19 protein-coding genes are annotated in these 23,473 nt (G+C 58.9%); 11 read left to right on the forward strand and 8 right to left on the reverse strand.

The window, feature by feature from the left end:
* Positions 1-7: 7 nt before the first annotated feature.
* Positions 8-1,114 carry an efflux RND transporter periplasmic adaptor subunit gene (locus tag HBH25_RS02810; protein ID WP_168081257.1) on the forward strand — a complete coding sequence of 369 codons (1,107 nt, stop codon included), beginning with the start codon at positions 8-10 and terminating at the stop codon, positions 1,112-1,114.
* On the forward strand, positions 1,111-4,182 hold the full coding sequence (locus tag HBH25_RS02815) for an efflux RND transporter permease subunit (protein ID WP_168081259.1): 3,072 nt from the start codon (positions 1,111-1,113) through the stop codon (positions 4,180-4,182). Before HBH25_RS02810 ends, HBH25_RS02815 begins: the two co-directional genes overlap by 4 nt.
* Before the next feature lie 7 nt (positions 4,183-4,189).
* Here HBH25_RS02815 and HBH25_RS02820 read toward each other — a convergent pair whose 3' ends face one another.
* Together HBH25_RS02820 and HBH25_RS02825 are read right to left on the reverse strand one after the other, a co-directional pair.
* Positions 4,190-5,104 (reverse strand): magnesium transporter CorA family protein, encoded by a 915-nt coding sequence (locus HBH25_RS02820; protein ID WP_168081261.1) that lies wholly within the window; start codon positions 5,102-5,104, stop codon positions 4,190-4,192.
* A 3-nt stretch (positions 5,105-5,107) separates the two neighbouring features.
* Positions 5,108-6,688: a RimK family protein gene (locus tag HBH25_RS02825; protein ID WP_168081263.1), complete on the reverse strand. Its 1,581-nt coding sequence runs from the start codon at positions 6,686-6,688 to the stop codon at positions 5,108-5,110.
* Positions 6,689-6,782: 94 nt separating this feature from the next.
* Between HBH25_RS02825 and HBH25_RS02830 the strand changes: the two genes are divergently transcribed.
* The 4 genes from HBH25_RS02830 (at position 6,783) to HBH25_RS02845 (ending at position 12,209) form a co-directional block, all read left to right on the forward strand.
* Entirely contained in the window at positions 6,783-7,874 is a 1,092-nt protein-coding gene (locus HBH25_RS02830) for a peptidase C39 family protein (RefSeq protein ID WP_168081265.1), read from the forward strand.
* 177 nt (positions 7,875-8,051) lie between these two features.
* Entirely contained in the window at positions 8,052-8,684 is a 633-nt protein-coding gene (locus tag HBH25_RS02835) for a hypothetical protein (RefSeq protein WP_168081267.1), read from the forward strand.
* A 139-nt stretch (positions 8,685-8,823) separates the two neighbouring features.
* Complete coding sequence (locus tag HBH25_RS02840; RefSeq protein WP_168081269.1) at positions 8,824-11,568, forward strand: HopW family type III effector protein; 2,745 nt, start codon at positions 8,824-8,826, stop codon at positions 11,566-11,568.
* 164 nt (positions 11,569-11,732) lie between these two features.
* Complete coding sequence (locus tag HBH25_RS02845) at positions 11,733-12,209, forward strand: DUF1543 domain-containing protein (protein ID WP_168081468.1); 477 nt, start codon at positions 11,733-11,735, stop codon at positions 12,207-12,209.
* A gap of 67 nt (positions 12,210-12,276) precedes the next feature.
* Here HBH25_RS02845 and HBH25_RS02850 read toward each other — a convergent pair whose 3' ends face one another.
* The 3 genes from HBH25_RS02850 to HBH25_RS02860 form a co-directional block, all read right to left on the reverse strand.
* Positions 12,277-13,236, reverse strand: coding sequence for a quinone oxidoreductase family protein (locus HBH25_RS02850; RefSeq protein WP_168081271.1), 960 nt, complete (start codon positions 13,234-13,236; stop codon positions 12,277-12,279).
* Positions 13,237-13,312: 76 nt separating this feature from the next.
* Positions 13,313-14,107, reverse strand: a complete 795-nt coding sequence (locus HBH25_RS02855; protein WP_168081273.1) for an AraC family transcriptional regulator — start codon at positions 14,105-14,107, stop codon at positions 13,313-13,315.
* A gap of 68 nt (positions 14,108-14,175) precedes the next feature.
* Positions 14,176-15,378: an MFS transporter gene (locus tag HBH25_RS02860; protein WP_168081275.1), complete on the reverse strand. Its 1,203-nt coding sequence runs from the start codon at positions 15,376-15,378 to the stop codon at positions 14,176-14,178.
* A 116-nt stretch (positions 15,379-15,494) separates the two neighbouring features.
* On the opposite strand from HBH25_RS02860, the gene HBH25_RS02865 reads away from it, so the two are divergent.
* On the forward strand, positions 15,495-16,094 hold the full coding sequence (locus HBH25_RS02865) for a TetR/AcrR family transcriptional regulator (RefSeq protein ID WP_168081277.1): 600 nt from the start codon (positions 15,495-15,497) through the stop codon (positions 16,092-16,094).
* A gap of 41 nt (positions 16,095-16,135) precedes the next feature.
* On the opposite strand, the gene HBH25_RS02870 is transcribed toward HBH25_RS02865, so the two are convergent.
* Together HBH25_RS02870 and HBH25_RS02875 are read right to left on the reverse strand one after the other, a co-directional pair.
* Positions 16,136-16,648: a VOC family protein gene (locus HBH25_RS02870; RefSeq protein WP_168081279.1), complete on the reverse strand. Its 513-nt coding sequence runs from the start codon at positions 16,646-16,648 to the stop codon at positions 16,136-16,138.
* 14 nt (positions 16,649-16,662) lie between these two features.
* Positions 16,663-16,863, reverse strand: a complete 201-nt coding sequence (locus tag HBH25_RS02875; protein ID WP_168081281.1) for an alpha/beta fold hydrolase — start codon at positions 16,861-16,863, stop codon at positions 16,663-16,665.
* A gap of 728 nt (positions 16,864-17,591) precedes the next feature.
* On the opposite strand from HBH25_RS02875, the gene HBH25_RS23560 reads away from it, so the two are divergent.
* From HBH25_RS23560 to HBH25_RS02890, 4 genes are all read left to right on the forward strand, one after another.
* Positions 17,592-18,386, forward strand: a complete 795-nt coding sequence (locus tag HBH25_RS23560) for an HNH endonuclease (protein ID WP_168081283.1) — start codon at positions 17,592-17,594, stop codon at positions 18,384-18,386.
* 76 nt (positions 18,387-18,462) lie between these two features.
* Complete coding sequence (locus HBH25_RS23565; protein WP_178088799.1) at positions 18,463-19,614, forward strand: AAA family ATPase; 1,152 nt, start codon at positions 18,463-18,465, stop codon at positions 19,612-19,614.
* A complete protein-coding gene (locus HBH25_RS23015) occupies positions 19,601-21,271 on the forward strand; it encodes an ATP-binding protein (RefSeq protein WP_178088800.1) in 1,671 nt (556 codons plus the stop codon). The genes HBH25_RS23565 and HBH25_RS23015 overlap by 14 nt, the downstream gene beginning before the upstream one ends.
* Positions 21,272-21,682: 411 nt before the next feature.
* Entirely contained in the window at positions 21,683-21,880 is a 198-nt protein-coding gene (locus tag HBH25_RS02890) for a methyl-accepting chemotaxis protein (RefSeq protein ID WP_281361108.1), read from the forward strand.
* Between the two features lie 432 nt (positions 21,881-22,312).
* Here the strand turns inward: HBH25_RS02890 and HBH25_RS02895 are convergent, their stop codons facing one another.
* Positions 22,313-23,458, reverse strand: coding sequence for a hypothetical protein (locus HBH25_RS02895; RefSeq protein WP_168081287.1), 1,146 nt, complete (start codon positions 23,456-23,458; stop codon positions 22,313-22,315).
* Positions 23,459-23,473 lie beyond the last annotated feature (15 nt).

Here is a 23,473-nt window from a genome sequence, read left to right on the forward strand (position 1 = left end):
GAGTCCCATGCGCCCTATACGCGCCTGTTCATTGTGTGTGTGCCTCCTGCCCTTGATGCTGGCCGCCTGCGACAGCTCGCCAAAGACACGTGACCCGCGCACTCAGCCACCGTTGGTACGGGTGGCGACGGCGACGCCTGCACAAGGTTTGCACCGCTCATTCACCGGCGTGGTGGCCGCCCGCGAGCAGAGCGACCTCGGCTTTCGAGTCAGCGGCAAGGTACTGGAAAGGCTTGTAGATGCAGGCCAACGGGTGAAACGTGGCCAGCTACTGCTGCGACTGGACCCGGCGGACCTGGACCTGCAAGCCCAAGCGCAGCAGCAGGCAGTCTCAGCGGCCAAGGCGCGTGCTGCGCAAACCGCACAAGACGAACGTCGTAACCGCAACTTGGTGGCAGCAGGGGCTGTCTCTGCGGCCGGGTACGACCAGGTCAAGGCACTGGCCCAAACCGCCCAGGCGGACTTGAACGCTGCCCTGGCACAGTTAGCAGTCGCTCAGAATCAAACCCGCTACGCCACACTTGTGGCAGATGCGGATGGCGTAGTCGTGGAAACCCTGGCAGAACCAGGCCAGGTCGTGAGCGCAGGCCAGCCCGTGGTGAAACTCGCCAAGGCCGGCAGGCGCGAGGCCCTTGTTCAGTTACCTGAAACCCTGCGCCCGGCCCTCGGCAGCCAGGCGCACGCACGCCTGTTCAGCGACAGCGGGGCTGCAACCTCAGCCCAATTGCGCCAGCTTTCCGATGCAGCAGACCCTGCCACCCGTACTTATGAAGCCCGCTACGTGCTGGAAGGGGCGCCAGCCAGCGCCCCGCTGGGCGCTACCGTGACACTGAGCATCAGCTTGGCTGGGGTAGCCTCGGGTGCACTCGCTGTACCGATCGCGGCGCTTCATGACGTTGGCAACGGGCCCGGGGTGTGGGTTGTCTCGGGGCTACCCTCCAAGGTCCATTGGCGGGCAGTGCAGGTGCTCGGCCTGGGCGACGATACCGCCAGGGTTAATGGCCTGCAGGCCGGTGAACAGCTTGTAGCGCTGGGGCCGCACCTGTTGCATGAGGGTGAAGAGGTGCTTATGGCGCAGCAAGATCTACACAGCCTGGCTGGGGACCGTCCATGAGCGCCAGCCGGTTCAACCTGTCAGCGCTTGCCGTGCGTGAACGGTCGATCACCCTGTTCCTGATCATTCTGATAGCGATTGCCGGTACACTCTCGTTTTTCAAGCTGGGCCGCGCCGAAGATCCTCCCTTTACCGTCAAGCAGCTGACCGTTATCTCTGCCTGGCCGGGGGCCACGGCCCAGGAGATGCAGGACCAAGTAGCCGAGCCCTTGGAGAAGCGGCTACAGGAATTGAAGTGGTACGACCGCACTGAAACCTATACCCGCCCAGGCCTGGCGTTTACCGTCCTGTACCTCCAGGACAAAACCCCGCCAGCTCAGGTGCCGGGCGCGTTCTATCAGGCACGCAAGAAGCTTTTCGATGCCTCCAGTGCGTTGCCGGCAGGCGTTATAGGCCCGATGGTCAACGACGAATTCTCGGACGTCACCTTTGCGCTGTTTGCACTCAAGGCCAAAGGCGAGCCGCAACGCCTGCTGGTACGCCAAGCCGAGTCTTTACGTCAGCGCCTGCTGAAGGTGCCTGGCGTGGGGAAGGTCACTATCATTGGGGAACAGGCCGAGCGGATTTTCGTATCGTTTTCCCATGAACGGCTGGCCACCCTGGGCATTTCACCCCAGGCTGTCTTCGACGCCTTGAACAACCAGAACAGGCTGACTCCGGCAGGGTCGATTGATACACGCGGCCCTCAGGTGGTAGTACGACTCGACGGTGCCTTTGACACGCTCGATGCCCTGCGCAATACCCCAATCGTAGCCAATGGCCGAACCGTGAAGCTGGCCGACATTGCCACCGTCGAGCGTGGCTATGAGGACCCCGCCACCTTCCTTGTACGCAACCAGGGTGAGCCTGCACTGGTCCTGGGTGTAGTGATGCGTGAGGGCTGGAACGGGTTGGCGCTGGGCAAGGCGCTGGCCAATGAAACTGCACTCATCAATGCAGGCCTGCCTCTGGGCATGACGCTGGGCCAGGTTACCGATCAGTCCGTGAACATCAGCGCCGCCGTGAATGAGTTCATGGTCAAATTCTTTGTGGCACTGCTGGTAGTAATGGTGGTGTGCTTCGTGAGCATGGGCTGGCGAGTAGGGATTGTGGTTGCTGCGGCCGTTCCCCTCACCTTGGCTATGGTGTTTATGGTCATGGACGCTACCGGCAAGCACTTTGACCGCATTACCTTAGGCTCCTTGATTCTGGCGCTGGGCCTGCTGGTGGATGATGCCATCATCGCCATCGAGATGATGGTGGTGAAAATGGAGGAGGGGTACGACCGGCTCAAGGCCTCGGCTTATGCCTGGAGCCATACCGCCGCCCCTATGCTGGCGGGCACCTTGGTAACGGCAATAGGGTTCATGCCAAACGGTTTTGCCCAGTCCACGGCAGGCGAATACACCAGCAACATGTTCTGGATCGTTGGCATAGCTTTGATAGCCTCCTGGGTAGTGGCCGTCGTGTTCACCCCGTACCTGGGCGTTAAGCTGCTGCCGGCGATCCAAGCGGTCCAAGGTGGGCACACCGCCATCTACCGTACCCCGCACTACAATCGTTTTCGCAACGTCCTGGGCCGCGTTATTCGCTGGAAGTGGGCGGTCGCAGGTACCGTGATGCTGGTGTTCGCGCTTGCGGTACTGGGGATGGGGCAGGTGAAGAAGCAGTTTTTCCCGACCTCCGACCGGCCCGAAGTGCTGGTTGAAGTGCAGATGCCCTATGGCACCGCGATTGAACAGACCAGTGCTACCACCGCAAAAATTGAGGCATGGCTTGGTCAGCAAGCGGCCGCAAAAGTCGTCACGTCCTATATCGGGCAAGGCGCGCCACGGTTCTATTTGGCTATGGCCCCAGAGCTTCCAGACCCTTCATTCGCCAAAATCGTTGTGCTGGCCGGCAGTGAGGAGGCACGGGACGCGCTCAAGCTGAAGCTGCGAGAGGCAATCGCCCAAGGCCTGGCGCCTGAGGCCAGGGTGAGGGTCACCCAGTTGGTGTTTGGCCCCTATTCGCCGTTCCCGGTAGCGTTCCGCGTCATGGGGCCGGACCCTCAGGTGCTGCGTGGGATTGCGGCGCAGGTGGAAGCGGTGATGCAGAGCAGCCCGCTGCTGCGTACCGTTAACCTGGACTGGGGCTCGCGCGTGCCTACGCTGCATTTTTCCCTGGACCAAGACCGTCTGCAGGCGGTCGGGCTCAGTTCCAGCGCTGTGGCCCAGCAACTGCAGTTCCTGTTGTCTGGCGTGCCAGTTACGGACATTCGTGAAGACATTCGCACCGTTCAAGTGGTGGCCCGCGCCGCAGGCCACGTAAGGCTGGACCCAGCCAGCATCGAAGGCTTTACCCTGGTGGGCGCCAGTGGCCAACGCATTCCCTTATCGCAGGTAGGGAAGGTTGAAGTACGCATGGAAGATCCACTGTTGCGGCGCCGGGATCGGCTGCCCACCCTTACTGTGCGTGGCGACATCGCCGAACGGTTGCAGCCGCCGGAGGTATCCGCCCAGATCCTGACGCAGCTGCGCCCGATCCAGGAGACGCTGCCGGAGGGCTATCGCATTGAAGAGGGTGGGTCCACCGAAGAGTCGGCCAAGGCGACGAGCGCCCTGGTTCCGCTGTTCCCGATCATGGTCGCGATCACCTTGCTGATCATCATCGTGCAGGTGCGGTCGATGTCGGCTATGGCCATGGTATTTCTCACGGCACCGTTAGGCCTGATCGGCGTGGTGCCCACCCTTCTGCTGTTCAACCAACCGTTCGGTATCAATGCACTGGTGGGGCTGATTGCGTTGTCCGGCATTCTGATGCGCAACACGCTTATCCTGATCGGGCAGATCGATCACAACCAGAAGGAAGGGCTGGCGCCATTCGATGCCGTCGTGGAGGCCACGGTGCAGCGTGCACGCCCGGTACTGTTGACAGCGATGGCCGCCATATTGGCGTTCATTCCATTGACCCATTCGGTGTTCTGGGGGACGTTGGCGTACACGCTGATAGGGGGTACGCTGGGGGGAACGGTGATGACGCTGGTATTCCTGCCAGCCATGTACGCCATCTGGTATCGGGTAAGGCGTCCTTATCAAGCAGCGGTTTGAGCCGGCCTTACCAGGCCATCCGCTTGAGCGCCACGGCCATTCCACCACCCAGCAGCGCCATGCCCGCCAGGAGCGCCGGGAACGAGACCCACCATGGCGTGCCTGCCGTCATCATGCTGTACTCGGACATACCCCCGATGCCGGCGATCAGGTTCAGGGGCAGGAACACCACGTTGATCAACGTGAGGTTGCGCAAGGCCAGGTTCATGCCATTGTTGGCCAGGTTGCCTCGCGCCTCTATGAGGTTGGCAAACACCTGGGCATGGATTCTGGCCTGCTGGTAGCTCTGGTCGTTTTCAATGATCAGGTCGTTCAGCGCCGTCAGCTGATCGGGGCCGAAGCCGTGCTTCTGACCATGGCTGCGTAGCAAGCTCAGCACCGCGCCATTGCTATGAATGGCGTTGACGTAATAGACCAGGCTCTCGCTCAGGCTATACATCTGCATCAGGTGCTGGTTATCCAAAGGGCCTGTGAACCGTTGCTGCAGCTCCCGGGCTACCTGCTTGACCACGCGCAGGTGACCCAGGTAGTGGTGCACGCTTTCATCCAGCAGCGCCATGAGCACGTCCAACGGGCTGCTCATCTCAGCTGCCTGGTTCAACCCATAAAGCAGGGAGTGGCTGGCACAGATCACCGCCAGCCGCTGTTCGCTGAGCACCACGCCGAAAGAAGACACATTGAACGCGCGGCCATCGAAGCTTTCAGGCCGTTTCCAAATCAGAAACAGGTGATCGGGCCTGATCTCGATACGGGCCACTTCATCCGGGTCCAGGGAAGCGTCCAGCGTTTGGGCACTGATGCCCAGCCGCTGCTGAAGCGTTGACCGCTCGCTGTCATCGGGCGCAATGCCTAACCATACGGTCGACTGGTCCACAGGGGCCTGGCGCAAGGCCCCCTGTTCTATACGGTAGCCTTCGATCATGGTTCAGTTTGCCCTGTTGCGGTATTTGGCCTCAAGGCGCTGAATGAAGGCGTGCAGCACACGCCGGTAGAGCTGGTCGCCCAGTACCGCGTCCTCAATACCAGCGTCCAGGTTGGGGTTGTCGTTCACCTCGATCACCATCACCCGTTCGCCCACCTGCTTGAGGTCCACACCATAGAGCCCGTCGCCGATCAGCCGAGCCGTGTCCACTGCCAGCTTCACAACGGCTTCCGGGGCCTGAGCTACCGGCACCGCGCGGCACTTGCCGTTGATTTCACTAGCCTCGGCCTTGTGGTTGTAGATCTGCCAGTGCCCTTTGGACATAAAGTACTGGCAGGCATACAGCGCTTCGCCGTCTAGCACGCCAATGCGCCAGTCGTACTCGGTATAGCAATATTCCTGGGCCAGCAGCAGCACGGAATGTTCGAACAGTTTCTGGGCGGCGGAGGTTAACGCCTGCGCGTCAGCCACCTTGATCACGCCTTGTGAAAAGCAGCCATCGGGTATTTTCAGCACCAAGGGAAAGCCCAGGCGCCGGCCCACCCGCTCCAGCTCCTGGGGCCGGTCCTTGTACAATATTTCCGTCGCGGGCATGCCCAGCTTGCGGCGCTTGAGCAGGTCGGCCAGGTACACCTTGTTGGTGCAGCGCAGGATAGAGGAGGGGTCGTCAATGACGATCAGCCCCTCGCTTTCAGCTTTTTTGGCAAACCGGTAGGTATGGTCGTTGACCCGGGTGGTTTCACGGATGAACAGGGCGTCGAATTCGGCCAGCCGGGCGTAGTCCTTCTTCTCGATCAGTTCCACGTCGATGCCTAGGGATTTGCCATTCACGATAAAGCGGCTCAGGGCCTCGGCATTGGAGGGCGGCAGTGCTTCGGCGGGGTCGTGGAGTATAGCCAGGTCGAAGCGTGCCACCCGTTTGGAATCCGGCTGGCGCCAGGTGCGGCGGTTGAACGCATCCAAAGCGTCTGCAAACATGTACTGCTGTTCGTCACGCAACTTGTGCAGCGAGCCGGCTTTGATGCCTGCAATTTGCCAAGTGTCAGCACGGCGAAATTCCACCAGCAGCACGGGGCAGGGGAACGCTTCGAACAGCTGACGACCCACTGTTTGCAGCGGCTCAATAGGTGTTTTGCCAAAGTACAGGGTAAGGGTAAAGGCCTCTGTGCCGCCGTAAGGGTGGTTGGCCAGGGCGCGTTCGAGTGGGCGCCCCAAGTCGTCTAGGCCCACGCTGTACAGCGCTTTGCGCGACAGTTCGCTGATGGTACGCACCGAAGGTATCACCTTGTGCCCGCGGGCCTCGGCCAGCAATGAGCAGTAATAGCCCTGGCCCAGGTACTTGTAGCTGCTGCACAGGTTGATCACCTGGGTGCGCCCCGCCACTTCATCGGTGTGTTCCAGGTAATCCTGAACCAGCATCAGGCTTTCGCTAGGTAGGTAACTGGCCCAGTCTTCCCTTCGTTCGACCACGATCAGCAGGCGGCGCCCGCTTCGGGGCTTGCCGGGAGGTTGATCGTCGAGGGCGATTGTACAACGCTCGGATTTGTCCAATACTTCGGCCCTGTTGGCTTGCACCGCTGACATGAGTAATCGATCCCTGTTGAAGAACTCGCCGCTTCAATAAATCACGGGTTTTGTGCCCTGTCCCGGTTCGTTACTCAAACATTACGGTGTAGCCATGCTTTTTGATTTTCGCTTTGCATCAGTGGCCGATATCGACGCGCTGGTGGCGCTGGAGCAGCAATGCTTTGCGCTGGACCGGCTCAGCCCGCGCAAATTTCACTGGATGGTGAGCCGGGCCAATGCCAGCCTCATCCTTGCCGAGCAGGCAGGGCAGCTAGCCGGCTATGCCTTGCTGCTGTTTCACCGTGGCACCTCCTTGGGGCGCCTGTACTCCATTGCAGTGAGCCCCGCTTGGCAAGGCCATGGGCTCGGCCAACAGTTGCTGGCCCAAGCACAGGCCAGGGCGCTGGCCTGCAACTGCGCCTGGTTACGCCTGGAAGTGCGCCCCGACAACCAGGCCGCCATCGGTTTGTATGAAGCCAATGGCTACCGGCGTTTTGCGGTGGTGGAGGACTATTACGAGGACCATGCCCAGGCCCTGCGCTACGAAAAGCGCATTGTGCGTGATGCACCGCCACCCGCCCGCCAGGTGCCCTACTACCCGCAGACCACGGAATTCACCTGTGGCGCCGCTTGCCTGCTGATGGCCATGGGCGCGCTGGATAAACAGCGCCTTTTGGAGCGCAAGGAGGAGATCCAGATCTGGCGTGAAGCGACCACCGTGTTCATGACTGCTGGCCACGGTGGCTGCAGCCCCCAGGGCCTGGCATTGGCCGCCTGGCAACGAGGGTTTGCGGTGCGCCTGGTGCTCAGCCAGGCCGGCCCGCTGTTTCTGGAGGGGGTGCGCAGCGCCGAGAAGAAAGCCGTGATGCAGTTGGTGGAAGAGGGCTTCGCGGAGGCACTGGCCGGTACCGGCGTGGAACAACTGACGCAGCCCAGCCTGGATGTGAACGCCGCCCTCCAGGCGGGCTACAAGCCAGTGGTATTGATCAGCAGCTACCGCTTCACACGGCTCAAAGCCCCACACTGGGTGATGGTGACCGGCTGCGATGAAGAGTTTGTGTACTTGCATGACCCCGATGTGGACCACAGCCGCCAGCGTGACCACCTGGCCTGCCAGCACTTGCCGGTAAGCCACGAAGAATTCCAGCGCATGAGTGCCTTTGGCCGGCAACGGGTGCGGGCGGCGGTGCTGCTGAAGCGGTGAGGTGGGTTGCAAGAGGGGCCTATGGGTGAGTGGGAAGCGCATTTAGACCTTGTAAATGCGAACAGTACCCCGCGTGTGGCCCTATCTCCCGCTTGAAGGGTGTCAGCCATGGAACGCTTAAGCCTGGCTTGCCACTCACGGTGATTAGCCATAGGGCTGTATTAGCAAAAGGTAGACATGAACACGCTTAGACCCACCTTAGCGTCGCAGTATTCGCCAACACCGCTGCAGCCGCTGGCGCCAACGAGTACGCCCGCACGCACCGAAGGTACGCAGTTTCCAGTTTCACTCGGCCCTGGCACGGTCCGCACGGCCGATATCGAGGCGCTAGAGCGCTTTGCGCAGGAGCATTCAGCGGCCCTCGCTGAGACGATCGACCATAGCGTTATCGCTTCAACGGCGGCGGCTGCTTTGAGGGGGGAAACTTTGCCACTCAGCCGTACGCAGGGGGAGGACAAGCGACAGGCTCAATATGGGATCAATGTACTGAACCCAGACAAGACACCGCTGGGACGGCTGACCATCGACGTTAAACCGGGTGCCCAAGGCGGGTATGAGTTGGTCGCGGCCCTTTTCACGCCCGTAGGTTCGTCCACCCCGATGGGGTTTACGCGTGATGCGCACGGTACCTTGCAAAAGAACCTGGGCCGCGCAGCTCAGCGCGCGAGCCTGGGCGATAAGCAGGCGCGTGCCCGCACCCTGGTTTCTCCCAAAAAACTGATTGAGGCCCGCTCAAATTTTACGATGGTGAACAGAGGCTACTTGTTCAGCAATGAGGACTTGGCGCATCAGGTAGGGCAGGCGGACTAAAGAACCTGCTTTGGCATCCTCCCTCCCACAACCCTTCAAATGGTTGCCAGACCGGCTGTCATGGAACTGCAATCAACCCTGGGCCCACCTAGGGCTGTCTTGCACCGCCTCTAAAATGGGCCCAAAGGAGAGTTGATTCATGCCGCCTACCGTTACCCGCCTTATCGCTGCAGGGCCCATTGTGTCAGGTGCACCCCTTGAGCCTGGGCGCGGCGAGGAAACCCCACGGCAGGCACGAACACGGGCATTCATGACCTCAGGTGAGGTAGGCCCATTACTCGGGCGCACCGCTGATGCACCCCAGTACGCTACCGACCAGCTCCTTGCGCAGCTTCAGCAACAGCTGGCCCAACCACGGGTTTCGCCTGGAGATGTCGTAAGGCTGAGCGGGCGCCTCGCAGACGCCGCCAAGACGGACAGGGGCGGGCAGGCACTGACTTCCGTTGAACAGCAGCAGGCTTTACTCGCCGTGCTCGAAACATGCAAAAGCCACTGTGAAAACACTCCCGCCAACCAACCAGCCCATAGGGACTGGCAGCAGGGGCACACAAACCTGTTGCAGGCACGCTTTCACCAAACCGTCAGCCACTGCCTCCACCATGCGCCATCGGCAGCGGTGGCCCTCGTGGACCTGATGGCACTGGCGCACCTGGATGCGCAACAGCTGGCCCAGCAGCCTGAAGGCACCTTGCCCTACATGATGCTTGGCACTTTCCTACGTATGGCCAAGCACCGTGCCAACGCATTCACTGATGAGCTGAGTCAGCGTCCCGAACCGATGGCTGCCTCGTTGCAGCCCTATGCAGAGGTGCTTGGGGCCCTCGCCGGCGTGCCTGACACACTGGCGACACTGGGGCGCCATTGTCCGCATCTGCCTACCCGGCAGGAGCTGGACGAGCTTAGTAACGCTGTCACCCCTCTGCTTGAGGAATTGCGCCGCCAACATGTGATACCAGCGAAAGAGGGCAGTGATACGGCGTTGGCTGAGGCAGGCCCATCGGCCAAGAACAAAACGGGCCTTGCTCAGGCGCTGTTTAAGGGTGGGCTTAACTTGGCGCGCCAGTTCGATGCCTACGGGGCGGTAGCGCCCATGGACGATAAAGCGATATTGAGCATCATGCGCCGATCAGCCCCGCAACTCTCATCCAGGGAGCTGCAGGCTTTATTGAACCATAGGGTGATCGAGCTTAACGAAGCACAAATGGCCATAGTCCTCAACACCCCACTGCCGGCGAACATCAGCAGTGACCTAGAAGGCGGGTATGCCTCGTCTTTCGATGAAAAGCTGCGTGGGGCCCTGGCCAACGGCTCGCTACAGCTCACCGAAGAACAGATTCGCCTCCTCAGCGCTCAACCCTCGCTGACCAGGGCAAATGCCGGCGGGTTGAAGGCGCTGATGGACAAGCCCACTGCCCAGCTAAGCGAGGCTGACCGCAGACTGTTGGGTGCCGTAGTGGACGGTAACGCCGCAGGGAAGATCAAAGCTTGGCGAGCGCACAATAAAGAACTGCCGGGTGTGCTGGCGCGTTCAGGCCTGCCAGAGGCCGTGCGCAAGGAGCTCTCAGACCTCTACCAGTCCATAGACAAAGAGTTGCAAACCCTGGAAAAGGGGGCCTCTACAGGAAGGTCGCTGGTCAGCCGCCTGACGGCCAGCCCGGCCATGCTCCTGACGTTGGCACCGTTGCCCTTGGCCGTGGCCTTTGTAAGTGGCGACAAGCCTTACAGCGCGTCCCTTATTGCCCACTTCACCAAGAATGCCGTGTTTATGGCCGGCTTGATGATGAATGAGCTGACCAACAACCGCACTAACATTGACCATATGCTCAACCGTTACTTCGTGACGTTTTTGGCCAACGTGTTGGTTGCGCAGCCAACCTTTGCCCATAACGAGCACTTATTGGAGAGCGTAGGCTTCGGTATGGCCACCGCCGTGGTTTCCGGCGGTGCGACCCTTGGCGTGTTCAATCGGGACGCTATCTGGTCCGCGATCAAAGTGGCCAAGGAAAAGCTCTCTAAGGCAGGCACAGGTGCACCGGCAATCGACGAAGTAGACCGCCACGCGGTTGCAGACCACTTCAGCCGGGGCGAACAGATGGCCCGGGAGGTCAAGTTAGCCGTAGACGTGTTCAAAAAAGACCATGCCGTCACGGACATTCTCAATTCAAGCCTGACGTTTTTGGGCAGTAAAAGCAGTGAAATCAAGCAGGTTCATGACACAGCAGAGGCTCGGCGGGTAGGGGTTGAGCCGCCCAGCGTGCCTCGCAAAGAAGACCCGGACTTTTATCCCAAAATGGGCCTGGTGGTGCTGACAGGTGGGATCAGCGCCGCCTTGGTGGTGCTCATGGAAAGCATGGTCGGCAAGGCTGATTACGCCGCCGACGGCATGTGGTGCACGTCCGAGATGCTCAAGCTGGCCCTCAACCCTGATGCCGACATGCAAAAGGCGGTGCAGACCTTCAAGGAGATTGTAGGGCTCAACTTGGTGCTCACCGCCTTCCTGGGTATCAACAAGGCGTGGAATTTTCTAGATAAAGGCGCTACCGGCTACGCCAGCGGCACCGGCGTGCTCACCGGTGCGAACCTCACACTGCCGGGCATGGTGGGTGAAGCGGCCGGCAGCGCGGCCGGCAAGGGGCTGAGCTACCTGGCCGAAACGGGCAAAGCGGCCCACCAGGCCACCCAGTCCGCTATCACGCAGGCCGGGGCGTATGCCAGTGGCCTCAGCAGCATCGCGCAAACAGCCCGCCAGCCAGGTAGGCAGAATGCAAGCGGTACGGTACCGAGCCTGTATTTTCAGTTCCACGAACTCAGCCAAAGGGCAGGGCGGGAGCAGGCAGAGCGGGCTGCGGAAGGTGAGCCTGGTCAGCCGGCAGAAGCCCCTTGACCTGAGCGCCGTGGCGCCACAGCCCATAGCAATACCTCCGGCCTGTCACACTCAGCGTTGCAATGGCACCGGCGCCAATGATATAGCGGGTCGGGTTAACACATCCGACCTGCAGGTGAACGGTGCACACGGCCAATGAACGGGAAAAGACGCTTTTTGTGGTGATGCTAGGCGGCAAGCACCCCAAGGCTAAAATCGAAGTGCACGACGTGGTCTTTGTGGTGGCTACCACCCTGCAAGACGCCTACCCTGCACTACGCGAAGGCTGGTTCGGAAGTGCCAAGGGGGTGCACATCGATGCCTGGATGGCGGTGGACGGTGTCGCCCAGTGGAAGGTGGCGTTCAGTGCCCTGGCACCTTGTGCGGGGGCGCCGAGGCTCTATTTTATCAACTTGGGTGGTTATGAAAGCCGGGCCTTCGGCGAAGCGCATCACTACCTGCTGGTGGTGGCCGATAGTAAAAAAGGCGCCATCGAACAAGGGCGCCAGCAGATGTTGAGCACCTGGAAAAAAGCACACACCGATGCCGTTCTGGATGTAGACGACTGCCTGCCGATTGATGAAATAGGTGGGCGGTATGTGCACCTGATAGAGGGCACCCATCGGGGGGTGACCCAGCGTAACGATTACATTGTGCTGTAGGCGACACGCTAACCCGGCAGGAGGCCAAGGATGCCCGACGTAAAGCGCATCCCTAGCGTCTCCAACCCTACGGAATAAGCACCACCTTTTCGCTGCTACCGGCCTCTATCGCCTTGTACGCAGCAATGCCGTCGTCAAGGCTGACCTGCTGGATGGCCTGTGGCGCGTGTAGCAGCCCTTGATCGAAGTCACGGCCAAGGTCGGTCAGCATGGGCGCACATTGGGTGGTGTCATAGAGCAAGGAGTTCACGCCTATGAGCACACCGCCTTTGCGGTACAGCGCAAGCGCAGGGAAATCCACCTGGCCGTCGGCTGGCGCGGCGATGATCGCGATGCGCCCGAAGTTTGCCAAGGCCGAGACAGAGGCGGGTAACCAAAAGCCGGTGGTATCGAAAATCACTTCCACGCCACCGGGGAATACCTCGTTCACCTGTGCGCTCAGGGAGTCGCCGGTGTTCAAAAGAAGTGTTTGATAGCCTTGAGCTTGCAGCGCGTGCGCCTGGTCCTCACGGCGCACGGCAGCTACCACCTGAGCACCTCGAAGGGCAGCCAGGGCTATGGCAGCGCTGCCTACGGCACCATTGGCGCCTATCACCAGGCAGGTGGTGCCCTGTTTGACCCCCGTCCGTTCTATCGCGTCATAGGCCGTTGTAAACGGAACGCCTATGGCAGCGGCCTGTGCGAATGAAAGGCTGGTGGGCATCAAGGCAACTCCGCTGGCCGGTACGGTCAGGTATTGAGCATGGGACCCATCCCGCAGAAACCCTGGGCCCTTGCCCGTAGCCCATACGGCCTTGCCGATCAGCTCCGCAGGGCCTTGCTCGACTACGCCAGCAAAGTCCCGGCCTGGTACCCGTGGCAAGGTGGTGTAGGGAAATCGGCCGAGCACGTTTTTAACGTCGCTGGGGTTAAGGCCAGCGGCTTTGACACGCACCAGCACTTCGTCAGGGGCAGGGTGCGGAACGTCCAGCTCGGCAAGGGTGAGGTTGTCGACGCTGCCGGTGGCAGTGAATTGCAGTGCTTTCACGGTGGAGGCCTCTGAATGTAAGTACACTGAGCCTAAAGCGGAGGGCGGTGTCCCGCCTGCCAAATGTTTTCGCCTTTCAGACAGCCTTGTCAGGTTCGGTGATTTGGGCGGCAGCGTAGGCCGAGGGCGCCACACCCACGAAACGCTTGAACATCTCGCTAAAGCTGCTCAAGTTGTAGCCCAGTTCGACCGCCACGGTGTTCACGGCAACGGCCTCCAACAGGCGAGCACAGGCATACGCCAACTGCACCTGGCGCCTCCAGTCCATAAAGCTCACGCCCAGCTCTGCCTTGAACAACCTGGCCAGCGTCCGCGTGCTGGCACCCACTGCTTCGGCCTGCGTCTCGAACGAGATCTCTAGGGACGGGGCGCGTAACACCTGTTCGCAAAGGCTGCGCAGGCGACGATCGCCACCGGCTGGCATGGGCACTCGCATGGGGGTGAAACGCGCGCGGCGTAGCTCCACCATGAGAAACGTATCGAGCGCGTCCTGGTAATCGCGTTCCGGATGGGGGACAAGGTTCACTCTGCGCTTGATGAGTTCACGAAGCAGAGGCGAAACCTCCACCACGGTCAGCTGAGCCCCCATACGCTCAGCAATCTCGCGGCGCAGGTAGAGGTTGTGCATGTCCAGGTTATGGACCACGCGAATGCCATGGGGAACATGGGGCGGTATCCACACCGCCCGGTGTGCCGGTACCAGCAGTGCCGTGTCCGGTGTATCCACCCAGGCCAGGCCGTGCTCGGCGTAGAGCAGTTGCCCCCAGGCATGGGCATGGGGCTCAATGCTCAGCCCTTGCGGGTAGGTACGCGATAGGGGCAGCAGCGAGTGGGCAGTGGTGGTGAGATCCGGAGGTGTTGCCTGGGCCATGCTGGACGAGTGCCAATAGGTGAGGGCGCGTTGGGATTATTCCACGAAGCAGTCACGGCGGTAATGGGTTAAGCACGACTCCCCGGAGGGAAAGCATAGCGACGGCCCGCCAGCGCTATGACAAAGGCAAGGCCTGCAAGGGCGGCTACGGCAGGCGGCAGCATGGCAGCACCCCCCTGGGTAAGCAGTGCGCCGCCAAGCGCGCCACCAGCCGCGATGGCCAGGTTCCATGCCGTGGTAACCATGGCCTGGGCCAGGTCCACACCGTCGCCTGCGGCATCCGCAGATGCAGTCTGCATCATGGCGCCGGCCCCACCAAAGCCCAGCCCCCAGACCACGGCGCCTGCATAGAGGGCCAGGCTCTGGTCTCCCGCGACACTCAGGAGCACAGCCGTCAACGTGAACGAGCCAATTGCGCCCAGCACCATGAGGCGAAGCAGGCGGTCAATCAGCTTTCCCACCAGGCCTATGCCGATCAGTGAGCTGATGCCGAAAGCCAGCAGCACGAGATCAACCCTTGATTGGGAGGTGGTCGAGAACGGTGCAATGTAGGTGTAGAGGATGTTGTGGGCGGTCATCCAGGTCAGGATGACGAGCAGGATCGGTGCGACGCCTTTGGTTTTAATAACGCGAAGCAGCGAGAGGCGGTTATCGCCTGAACGGCCTGCCGCATCGGGTACTTTCACAATAATCCACCCGATCAACATAACGCTTAAAGCCGACAGCACCAGGAACGATCCTCGCCACCCCACCAGGCTCCCCAGAAACGTGCCCAAGGGCACGCCCAGCGAGAGCGCCAAAGGCACACCCACCATTGCCACGGCCATGGCCGGCCCGGTCTGTTCCGGGCGCACCAGGCTACGCGCGTACCCCGCCAATATTCCCCAGGCAAGCCCTGCCGCACAGCCTGCGATAAAGCGCGCAACCAGCACTACCCCTATGGACTCGGCCATTGCCGTGAAGGTGTTGCCGATCACAAAGCACAGGATGGTGGCCAGGAGGACAGGCCTACGGCGCATACCTTGGGTTAGGCTCGTGAGGGGAATAGCCGCCAATAACGAGCCTAGGGCATAAACCGCGACCAGTTGCCCCGCGATGGCCTCCGAGACACGCAGGCCAGCGGCGATGCTGGGCAACAGACCGGCGGGCAGCGTTTCAGTGACAATACAAAGAAAGCCGCTGGCCGCGAGGCCCGTCAATGCTGCTATGGGGAGCCTGTCGCTTGCAGCAGGCTTGGCTTCAGACAGGTCGGGAGACGAAGAGGTTTGCATAGGCGCCTTTTGAATAGATGAACCGATCACCGCATACGTAGAAGAAGATGCGGCGTGGCTATTTACGTTATCAGCCACTATAGTATTAGGATCTCCCAAAGTAAATGGTTTCTGTAATGACCAATAACGTAAATAAGCGTGGTCGAGGCCGCCCCCGCGAATTCGCCCTTGAAGACGCCATCCAGGTGGGGCGGCACCTGTTTCATGAGCACGGCTATGAGCATGTCAGCGTCGCTTCGCTGACCGAGGCGATGGGGATCACGGCACCTAGCTTCTATACGGCCTTTGGCAGCAAGGGCGCGTTCTTCAACGATGCTTTGAAGCACTACTCCGCCACGGTGGTGCCGCTGGACCGTATTCTAGTGCCAGGCACGCCACCCCAGGTGGCGTTGCTTGAAATGCTGCGGGCAGCCGCCCAGGCCTACGCCGCGCATCCCCAGCGCCGTGGTTGCTTTATTCTCGAACATGCCAAGGCCAGCACCACGGAATGGGGCACCGCCGCCAAGCACATTGCAGACGAGAATCGGGCTAGGGTGACGGCGTTCCTTGAGGCTTCCGGCATTCCGGTGCCCGACCCGGTGGTGGATTATGTGGCGGTGACCATGCTGGGGTTGTCGGCCGCCGCAAGGGAAGGGTGGGAAGAGAAGCGGCTGGTTGCCGTGGCGGAGAGCGCGGGGGTGGGGCTTGAGCGATTGATAGAGAATGGTCAAGGCTGAACGGGGCTGCGAACAGTTGAAAGCAGCTATTTCACCCGAGGTCAGTCGGGGTGCCAACGGTTTGATTCGTGCCCCGTTGGCGTGCCTGCCGGGATTGAAATCAGCTCAATGAGAGAGGCCCAGGGCGCCCGCACGTAACGCATAGCATTCCCAGGCCCCTGTTCCGAGCCAAACAGGGCGTTAGGCCCGCGAAGTGGAGTCGCCCCGGCTGCCAAGGCCCGGCTCAGGGCTGCAGATAGGTCATCACAATAAACGGCGAAGTGATGAAGCCCGATTGCGGCCAGCCCTTCGACACCTGGGGCCGCACCCTCAACCTCAAACAGCTCGATGTTGGCGCTATTCCCCATACGGATCATGCGGGTCGCCATGACTCTTAGCCCCTGATCGAGCGCCACTGTAGCGGCAAGCTCATCGGGTGAGCGCTGAGGCTGGCCATGGATCACAGTGTCGTAGACGACCGCCGCATCGAACGCCTTCCGCAGAAACTGTGTAGCTGCCTCAATGTTCGGGACGGTGATGCCAATATGGTCTATACCGCGTACGTTGCTAGACATGGCAAAGCCCCTTGTTATTGGCGATTCAGGAAGGAAGACACCAACGGGTTCAGCGCGGGTGCGCATTCCTCAGGAACCCAATGGCCGCAGCCTGGCAATACGTGCGCTTCGACATGGCTTGCATAGCGGCGGATGTTGTCGGGTTGCAGGGCGCCGAAGCCGCCATTGCCACCACCACCCACCGCAAGCACGGGAAGCGTGAGCGGGGTGGCCATCAATTGCTCATTCTGAGCAATGGACTGGGGCAGGGCACGGTAATACTCAAAGGCATGGTGGAAGGTCTGGGGCTTGGCTTAAGACCTGACATAGCGGTCTAAAAGGTCGTCCGTAAAGACTGCCTGGTTGCTGGCGTGGTGACGGATGAAGTGGGTCAGAAACAACCGCTTGCGATGTATCCGCCGTATAAGCCCATCAATTTTCAGTCGAGTAGACTTGCGTTGTTTATCGCAACGGTTGGCTCTGAATGCCTGCCTATGAGGCTGAATCTCTATTAGTACTGGCCCCTTGCCAGCCTTCCGGCAAACGCTTTATCCTGCTGTTCGATTTGGATCACAATTGCAATCAGCAAGGTGACCGCTTCCCTGGAGAACGTATGTGGCGGGTCAGAGCGATGACAGCAGTTGCTGTAGATGCCGTCCGATACGCTGGGTAGCAGGTGGGCTTGCACGGAGATCGAATGAGTTTTTTACGGAAGAAGAACAGTTGTCCCTGACCATCACCAGGTAGTGGGTCACGATCGCGTAATGACAGCCTACTAGCCGACAGTGTGGAGGCTTCTTACCTCTTCTTGAGCAGGTCACGCTTGAATCAGATTCAAGCGCCCAGCGATATTCAAATTTTCTAGGCAAGAGCCGGCTACGCCACGTATAGGTCTGGGACTGCGTTCCCTTCGGTACCTTGTCATCATTTAACCCCCGATATGGACATAGGAAATCTCAAATTGGTGAATCAAGCCCAACGCGCCTTTTATGCCTGGAATGTGCTGATAGAGCACGCGAGGGCTCGCCGCTCTATCACATACGGGGAGTTAGCTGCCGCCATTGGCATTCATCACCGCCCAATAAGGTACGTTCTTGGGTTGATCCAAGAACATTGCCTGACGGAAAAGCTTCTTCCCTTGACGATTTTGGTAACTGATCGAAAAGGCCAGATAGGTTCCGGTTTCTCGGCATACGACCTCAACCGCTTGGCGGAAGGGCTTGAGGCTGTATTTGGGTTTGCCTGGCAGTCCATCGAAAACCCTTTTGCGTTCGCAGCAGATGGCAGCGTATATGGCAGTTTGATTGATGAGCTAGCGACGAACCCCAGCAGCTCAGGGGCGGTCATGCGGCTGGTGAAATCGCGCGGCATGGCTCAGGTGATGTTTCGCGATGCGCTCCTGAGATGCTACGACTTCCGCTGTGCATTTACGGAAGCCACCTTCGTACAGGGATTAGAGGCGTGTCACATCGTTCCATGGTCAGTCTGCGCGCCCGAGCATCGCCTGGACGTCAGAAATGGCATCCTCCTAAACAGCCTACATCACTCATTATTCGACAACGACTGGATCACCATCGACTTGGAGCACCGTATCCGATTCGCTGACCCTCAGATGATGGAAGAACCATACACTGCCTTTGATAAAGTGATCTCAGTAGACCTGCATCTCAAAAAAATGCGCTTGCCCTCAAAGCCAGAACTGGCGCCAAGTTCCGAATTCATTGAGAAGCACCACGCTGACCGGGGCTGGGTTTTTTAATCGGACACCCGGAGGATAGGTGTTGCCGCTGCTGCAAAAAGCAAGTCTGGCATATAGAATTCAATGGAGTAGGGCAGTGAGTGATTATCAAGGGATGCGGTGGTTCAAGGCTGACTTTCAGGTTCAGACTCCTGAGGACAGCAAGAACTGGGACGACGTTGACCTGCGGCTTGGCAACCCCAGACGGCCCAAAGTCAATGGGGTGATCTCTGAAGAAGGTATTCAAGACAAGGCTCGGATCTTCCTTCGCCGGTGCCATCAACTCGAACTGCAGATCATCGGCCTGACGGATCACAATTTCTCTGAGCAGCCTGACCCTAATGACTGGTTTTTGACCCATTTGCTGAGGCAGAACAAATCGGTCGCAAGAGAGGTGGGTCGGCCGCCGATTTCGTTCTTCCCTGGCTTTGAGGTGGACATCGGGTACCACGTCCTTTGCCTGTTTGAGACGACGAGCAATGCTCAAGACTTGATTGAGGTCAATCGGGTGCTGACCAAGCTCGGGCTCGCGGAGCCCGACCGGTTTGATCGTGGTGAGCCTCGCCCGCTTCGTCACCGTAACAGTACCGTGAGCCTCGCGGAGTTGATCGACATTGTTCAGAAGGAATATGGCGGGCTCGTCATTCCTGCTCATGCCGACCAAAATGACGGAATGTTTGCCGACGCCTCACATCGTCCAGACTATGAAAATCCCGACCTGTATGCCGTCGAGGTCACTCAGTATCCGCTGGGGCCTAAAACCGCCAGCATCTTGAATGGCAGTAATCCTCAGTGGTCACGGCCAGGTCAACAGCCAGCGTTCGTGCGGTCGTCGGATGCCAAGTCACTCAAGACGGATGAGCACGGAAGCCCAAAGGCAAACTCCCTGGGCTACCGTCACAGCTGGGTTAAGTGTTCGAAGCCATCGATTGCCGCACTGAAACAGGCGTTCCTTGATTCAGATTCCAGAATTTGCCTTGAGGACAGTCGCCCCAGTGATTTGGAACGGCACCCCCGCATACGCTCGATCAGCGTATCCAACACGCGCTATCTCCAAGATCAGCAACTGGTCTTCTCCCCGAACTTGAACACGTTGATTGGCGCTCGTGGTACGGGCAAGTCCACAATCCTGGAATTGCTTCGGATGATGTTTGCTCGTGAGCAGGGGGGGCTCACTCTCGGAGAAAACGGTTACCAAGGCGAATCGGGCAAAAGATACGCTGCTGGACAGTGCTGTGATTCAGGTTGAATGGGAAGGCATCCCCGGCCAGGTCGATACACTTCAATTCTCACCTGCAGCAGGGATTTCCCTCATCCAAGGTGAGGCCCACGACCTTTCGACGTACTTGCGCCATATTCCAGTTCAATTCTACAGCCAGCAACAACTGAGCGACCTCACCGCCCCAAACGGTCAACCTCAGTTGCTGATGATGCTGGACGAGGCGTGCATCGACGAGCTGAACAGGTTGGCCGGAGAAGAGCGCACGCTCATTGCTGAGATCAAAAGGCTGTTTGCAGCTCGCAGTCAGGTCAATGCCATCACCGAACAGGTCGTCACGCTGTCACAGGAGCTGGTGGAGCTTGAACGTCAGTGGCAGGCACGTAAGGACGTGCAACAAGAGGCGTTCGCGTACCAGCAAGCGCAACGCGCAAAGCGATTCCTTCAAGACCTCCGTGATCGTGCGGATGCTGATTTCGATATCCTCAGGACAGCCGGCACGTCCTTGGATGCTGTTCCTGTCAATGAGACCGTCGTTGCCGAGGCCTGGCCTTACTCCAACTGGATGGCCGGTCACGCAAAAGAGGCTGAGGCATTACGTAGTCGATTCAAGGAGAAGCTCTCCGTCATTCTAGGTGAATTGGCCGCCGAGACCGAGACGCTGTTCGGTCAAAACGTGGAGCGGCATGAGGCAATTCAGGCCCTCGACACCGCGCAACGGGCGTTTATTGATGCCTGTGCGAAGAAGGGCATTCAGCCGCAGGACGTGAGCCGCCTGCAAGAGCTTGATCGTAGCAAGCAGGCCAAGCAGCTTGCTCTCGATGAAAAGAACCGCCAGCGCCATGTCTTGGACGGTACCGAGAAAGCCTTGGACGCATCCCTAGCGCAACTATTTGCTGTCTGGGAAGCGCAGACCCAACGTCGCGTGGCAGCTGCCACCGAGCTCACCAGCAAAACGGGAGGATCGATACGGGTTTCAGTAAGACCAATGGCTTACCAGCCGGCCTTTGAAACCCTTTGGATGAGTATTGAGCCGGATAGGCGCACTCGCATCGGCAAGGAGTGGTTCACCATTGGTATTGAGCTGCTAAACAGTTTTCTAGCTGAACCGAACAAGCCCGTTTCTCCTTGGGAGCACATTAAGGGCGTCTTGAGGCACCCCGAGAGTGGCCCTGAAGTGTTGAAGCAGTTCCAGGGTGAAATTGGTGACTATCTATTCAAGCAGGATGAGGTTTGGCAAAACTTTTGCCTGAGCCGGATCCCGGATGTCGTAGACATTGAGCTTTACCGGGCCGATAAAACGCTAGTGGGGAATCTGGAGGGTGGCCAGCTATCCGAAGGTCAGCGTAATACTGCGATCCTTCATATGCTGCTGGTGATGGGGGACGGCCCTATAGTAATTGATCAACCCGAAGACGAAGTGGACGCGAGTTTCATCTACAAGGAGCTCGTGCCGTTGCTGCGCCAAGCAAAACAGGCGCGTCAGCTCATACTAGCGACCCACAACGCGAACCTGCCCGTGAACGCTGATGCTGAGTTTGTATTTGCCTTGGACTCGCATCAAGGAAAGGGGCGAGTGAGGGCTCAAGGCGGCCTCGATCGGAAAGAGACGTCATCGGCCGTCTTGGACATTATGGAGGGGTCCGAGGAAGCGTTTCGCCGTCGATTGCAAAAATATCATTTTTGAAGACATTGGTGCTTAGTGAAGCTGAATGACCTATGAAGGGTTTGAGGCCGAAAATGTTAGAAAAACGTTCTTAAACGTCGCAGTCACCCACTTGAAACATCCGTTGGGACACAAAGCATGGCAGGGTCGAAGTAGTTCAGTTCAGACCGGGGCATTCGGATTACATTGTCGCCTTATCACGGCGTCGGGTTGAGCTAGGTTTGCGGCTGGATAGGTTTTGTCTCGGCTCAGGGGGACTCAAAGCAGACGTGCCGACCGAATGTAACATGCACCCTGGCTTGCCCCTCTTACCGTATCAGCGTTTGTCCCTTGAAGCCATTGTCGGATAGGGTCGTTGAGTACATATTAACGGTCAGGGTAGAACTGGCAGAGCATTGCGGAAAATAGATCGCCTAGGGGTTGGCTGCCTGCTTGAAAGAAGTCGGCGGCGAAGTCAATACGACGGCTAATACGGTCGAATTCATAAGTGGCATCACCGACGCCATCCATGGGATTGCAGAGCAGACAAATTCGTTTGCGCTCAATGCGGCGATTAAAGCGACGCGTGCGTTAGATTCTGGCCGAAGGTTTGCAGTCGTCGCCGATATGATTAGAGCACTGGCCTCATGAACCAGAAATACCAAGGGGCAGATCCATGATTATGATCATGTCGCTTCGGGAGGCCGGTCGCACCGCCATCAGTGCAATGGAAAAGGCGCCGCCGCCACCTTGTGGGCGTGCGATGACATAGATGCGGTGCGCACGGCTCTGCAGTCGATCGCTCGCCAGATCAATCACATCGGGATTAGTACTTAGATGGCTGCTAGTACTTAGATGACTGCGTCAGCGCAAGAACAGAGCGTGATGGCTGAGGGTATAAACCAGAAGATCACGCACATAGCGCGCCTCGCCAGCGAGGGTACATCGCAAGCCAAAGCCCGCAATGAAATTAGTGGAAAAATAAGCCAGCTGGCCAAAGCCCAACTGGATTTTTCGGTGTTATCCAAAGGCTAGTACCAAGGGGCTTCGTCCTAGCATGGCGACAAACCCCCTACGCTAGGATCACGCGTTGTACATCCGAATGATGTCCCACCTTTTCTTTGCCATCTTCTCGGGGACGCGCCTTGCGGTCTTGGTGTCGGTCACCAAGCATGCGGCGGAGCGCAAAGGCCATTGGGACAGCTCCGTGTTGACCAGCTTGGCTGGGCACAGGATAAGAAAGTCGCCCAGGCTGAGTAGGGGGAAGCCTCGAACCACTGGCCGATCCTTGTCGACAGTCACTTCACCCCAATCGGAATCGAAACGCTCTACTGAGTACGTATCGGTGATGAGAAAGGACGTGGTTGTTGTCTCTCTAACACCCATCAAATACGCAGTTCGGTAGACCATGGCCGGGAACGTCCGAGGTGCAATGCTCAGCGTAACGATTGTGAGGATCATGAGTACCGCCGAGGTATTTCTCACTTTCGCTAACAAGTTGTTCCCAAATGCAAAGAAGACTACGGCTGGAGCCTGTGCCAAGCAGGAAACCAAAATGGCCAGCACGGTGAGCTTGATTGTGCTGCCAAAATCGCCGGGAGTAGGGTAGGTCGATAACACCAGCTGTACGGGGAACACTGCTGACAGTACCGTTGAAAACACCACGATGAACAGCGTAAGTAAAGCACCGTAGCGGGCCTGCCAAGTCTTGGCCCGTTCAGGTTGGGCCAAATACCCCGCGACATGGATTGCCGTACTGAAGTCTTCCCTACGCATCAGGATGATGAACACCATGGTCTCCGCCAAGGCCGATGCCAAAACGGCAATCAACGGGTGAATCTCTAAAACGATGGTGATCATCTGTACCATGATTCCAACCAATAGCGGCAGCACAAGCATCCGGACCATTTTTATCTGGGCATAGGGTTGCTTGTTAAACAGCGTGGCTCCGGATGCGAAGATGGAGGAGTTCAGAGTAAGCACGAACATGTAGGCGACGACCAGAAGTCCGACCAGCAGCATCCAGGGTATGAGAGCGGCCTTAGTGGCCAGCGCAGAGGGGAAAAGTCCAGGAAGACCGATTGCGCTCAGGTAAGTGGACAAGATAGCAAAGCCGAAGAGTGTAGCGGCGCCACTGAGTATTACACTGACGACTATCCAGTGGTCGACAATGCGTTTTAAATTCTTCTTGATGGCTCCATTGGGAATGGAGAACTGTGAAATCGTCATGCAGGAAAGAGGCCT

Source organism: Pseudomonas quercus, assembly GCF_012033695.1.
Classification (GTDB): Bacteria; Pseudomonadota; Gammaproteobacteria; order Pseudomonadales; family Pseudomonadaceae; genus Aquipseudomonas; species Aquipseudomonas quercus.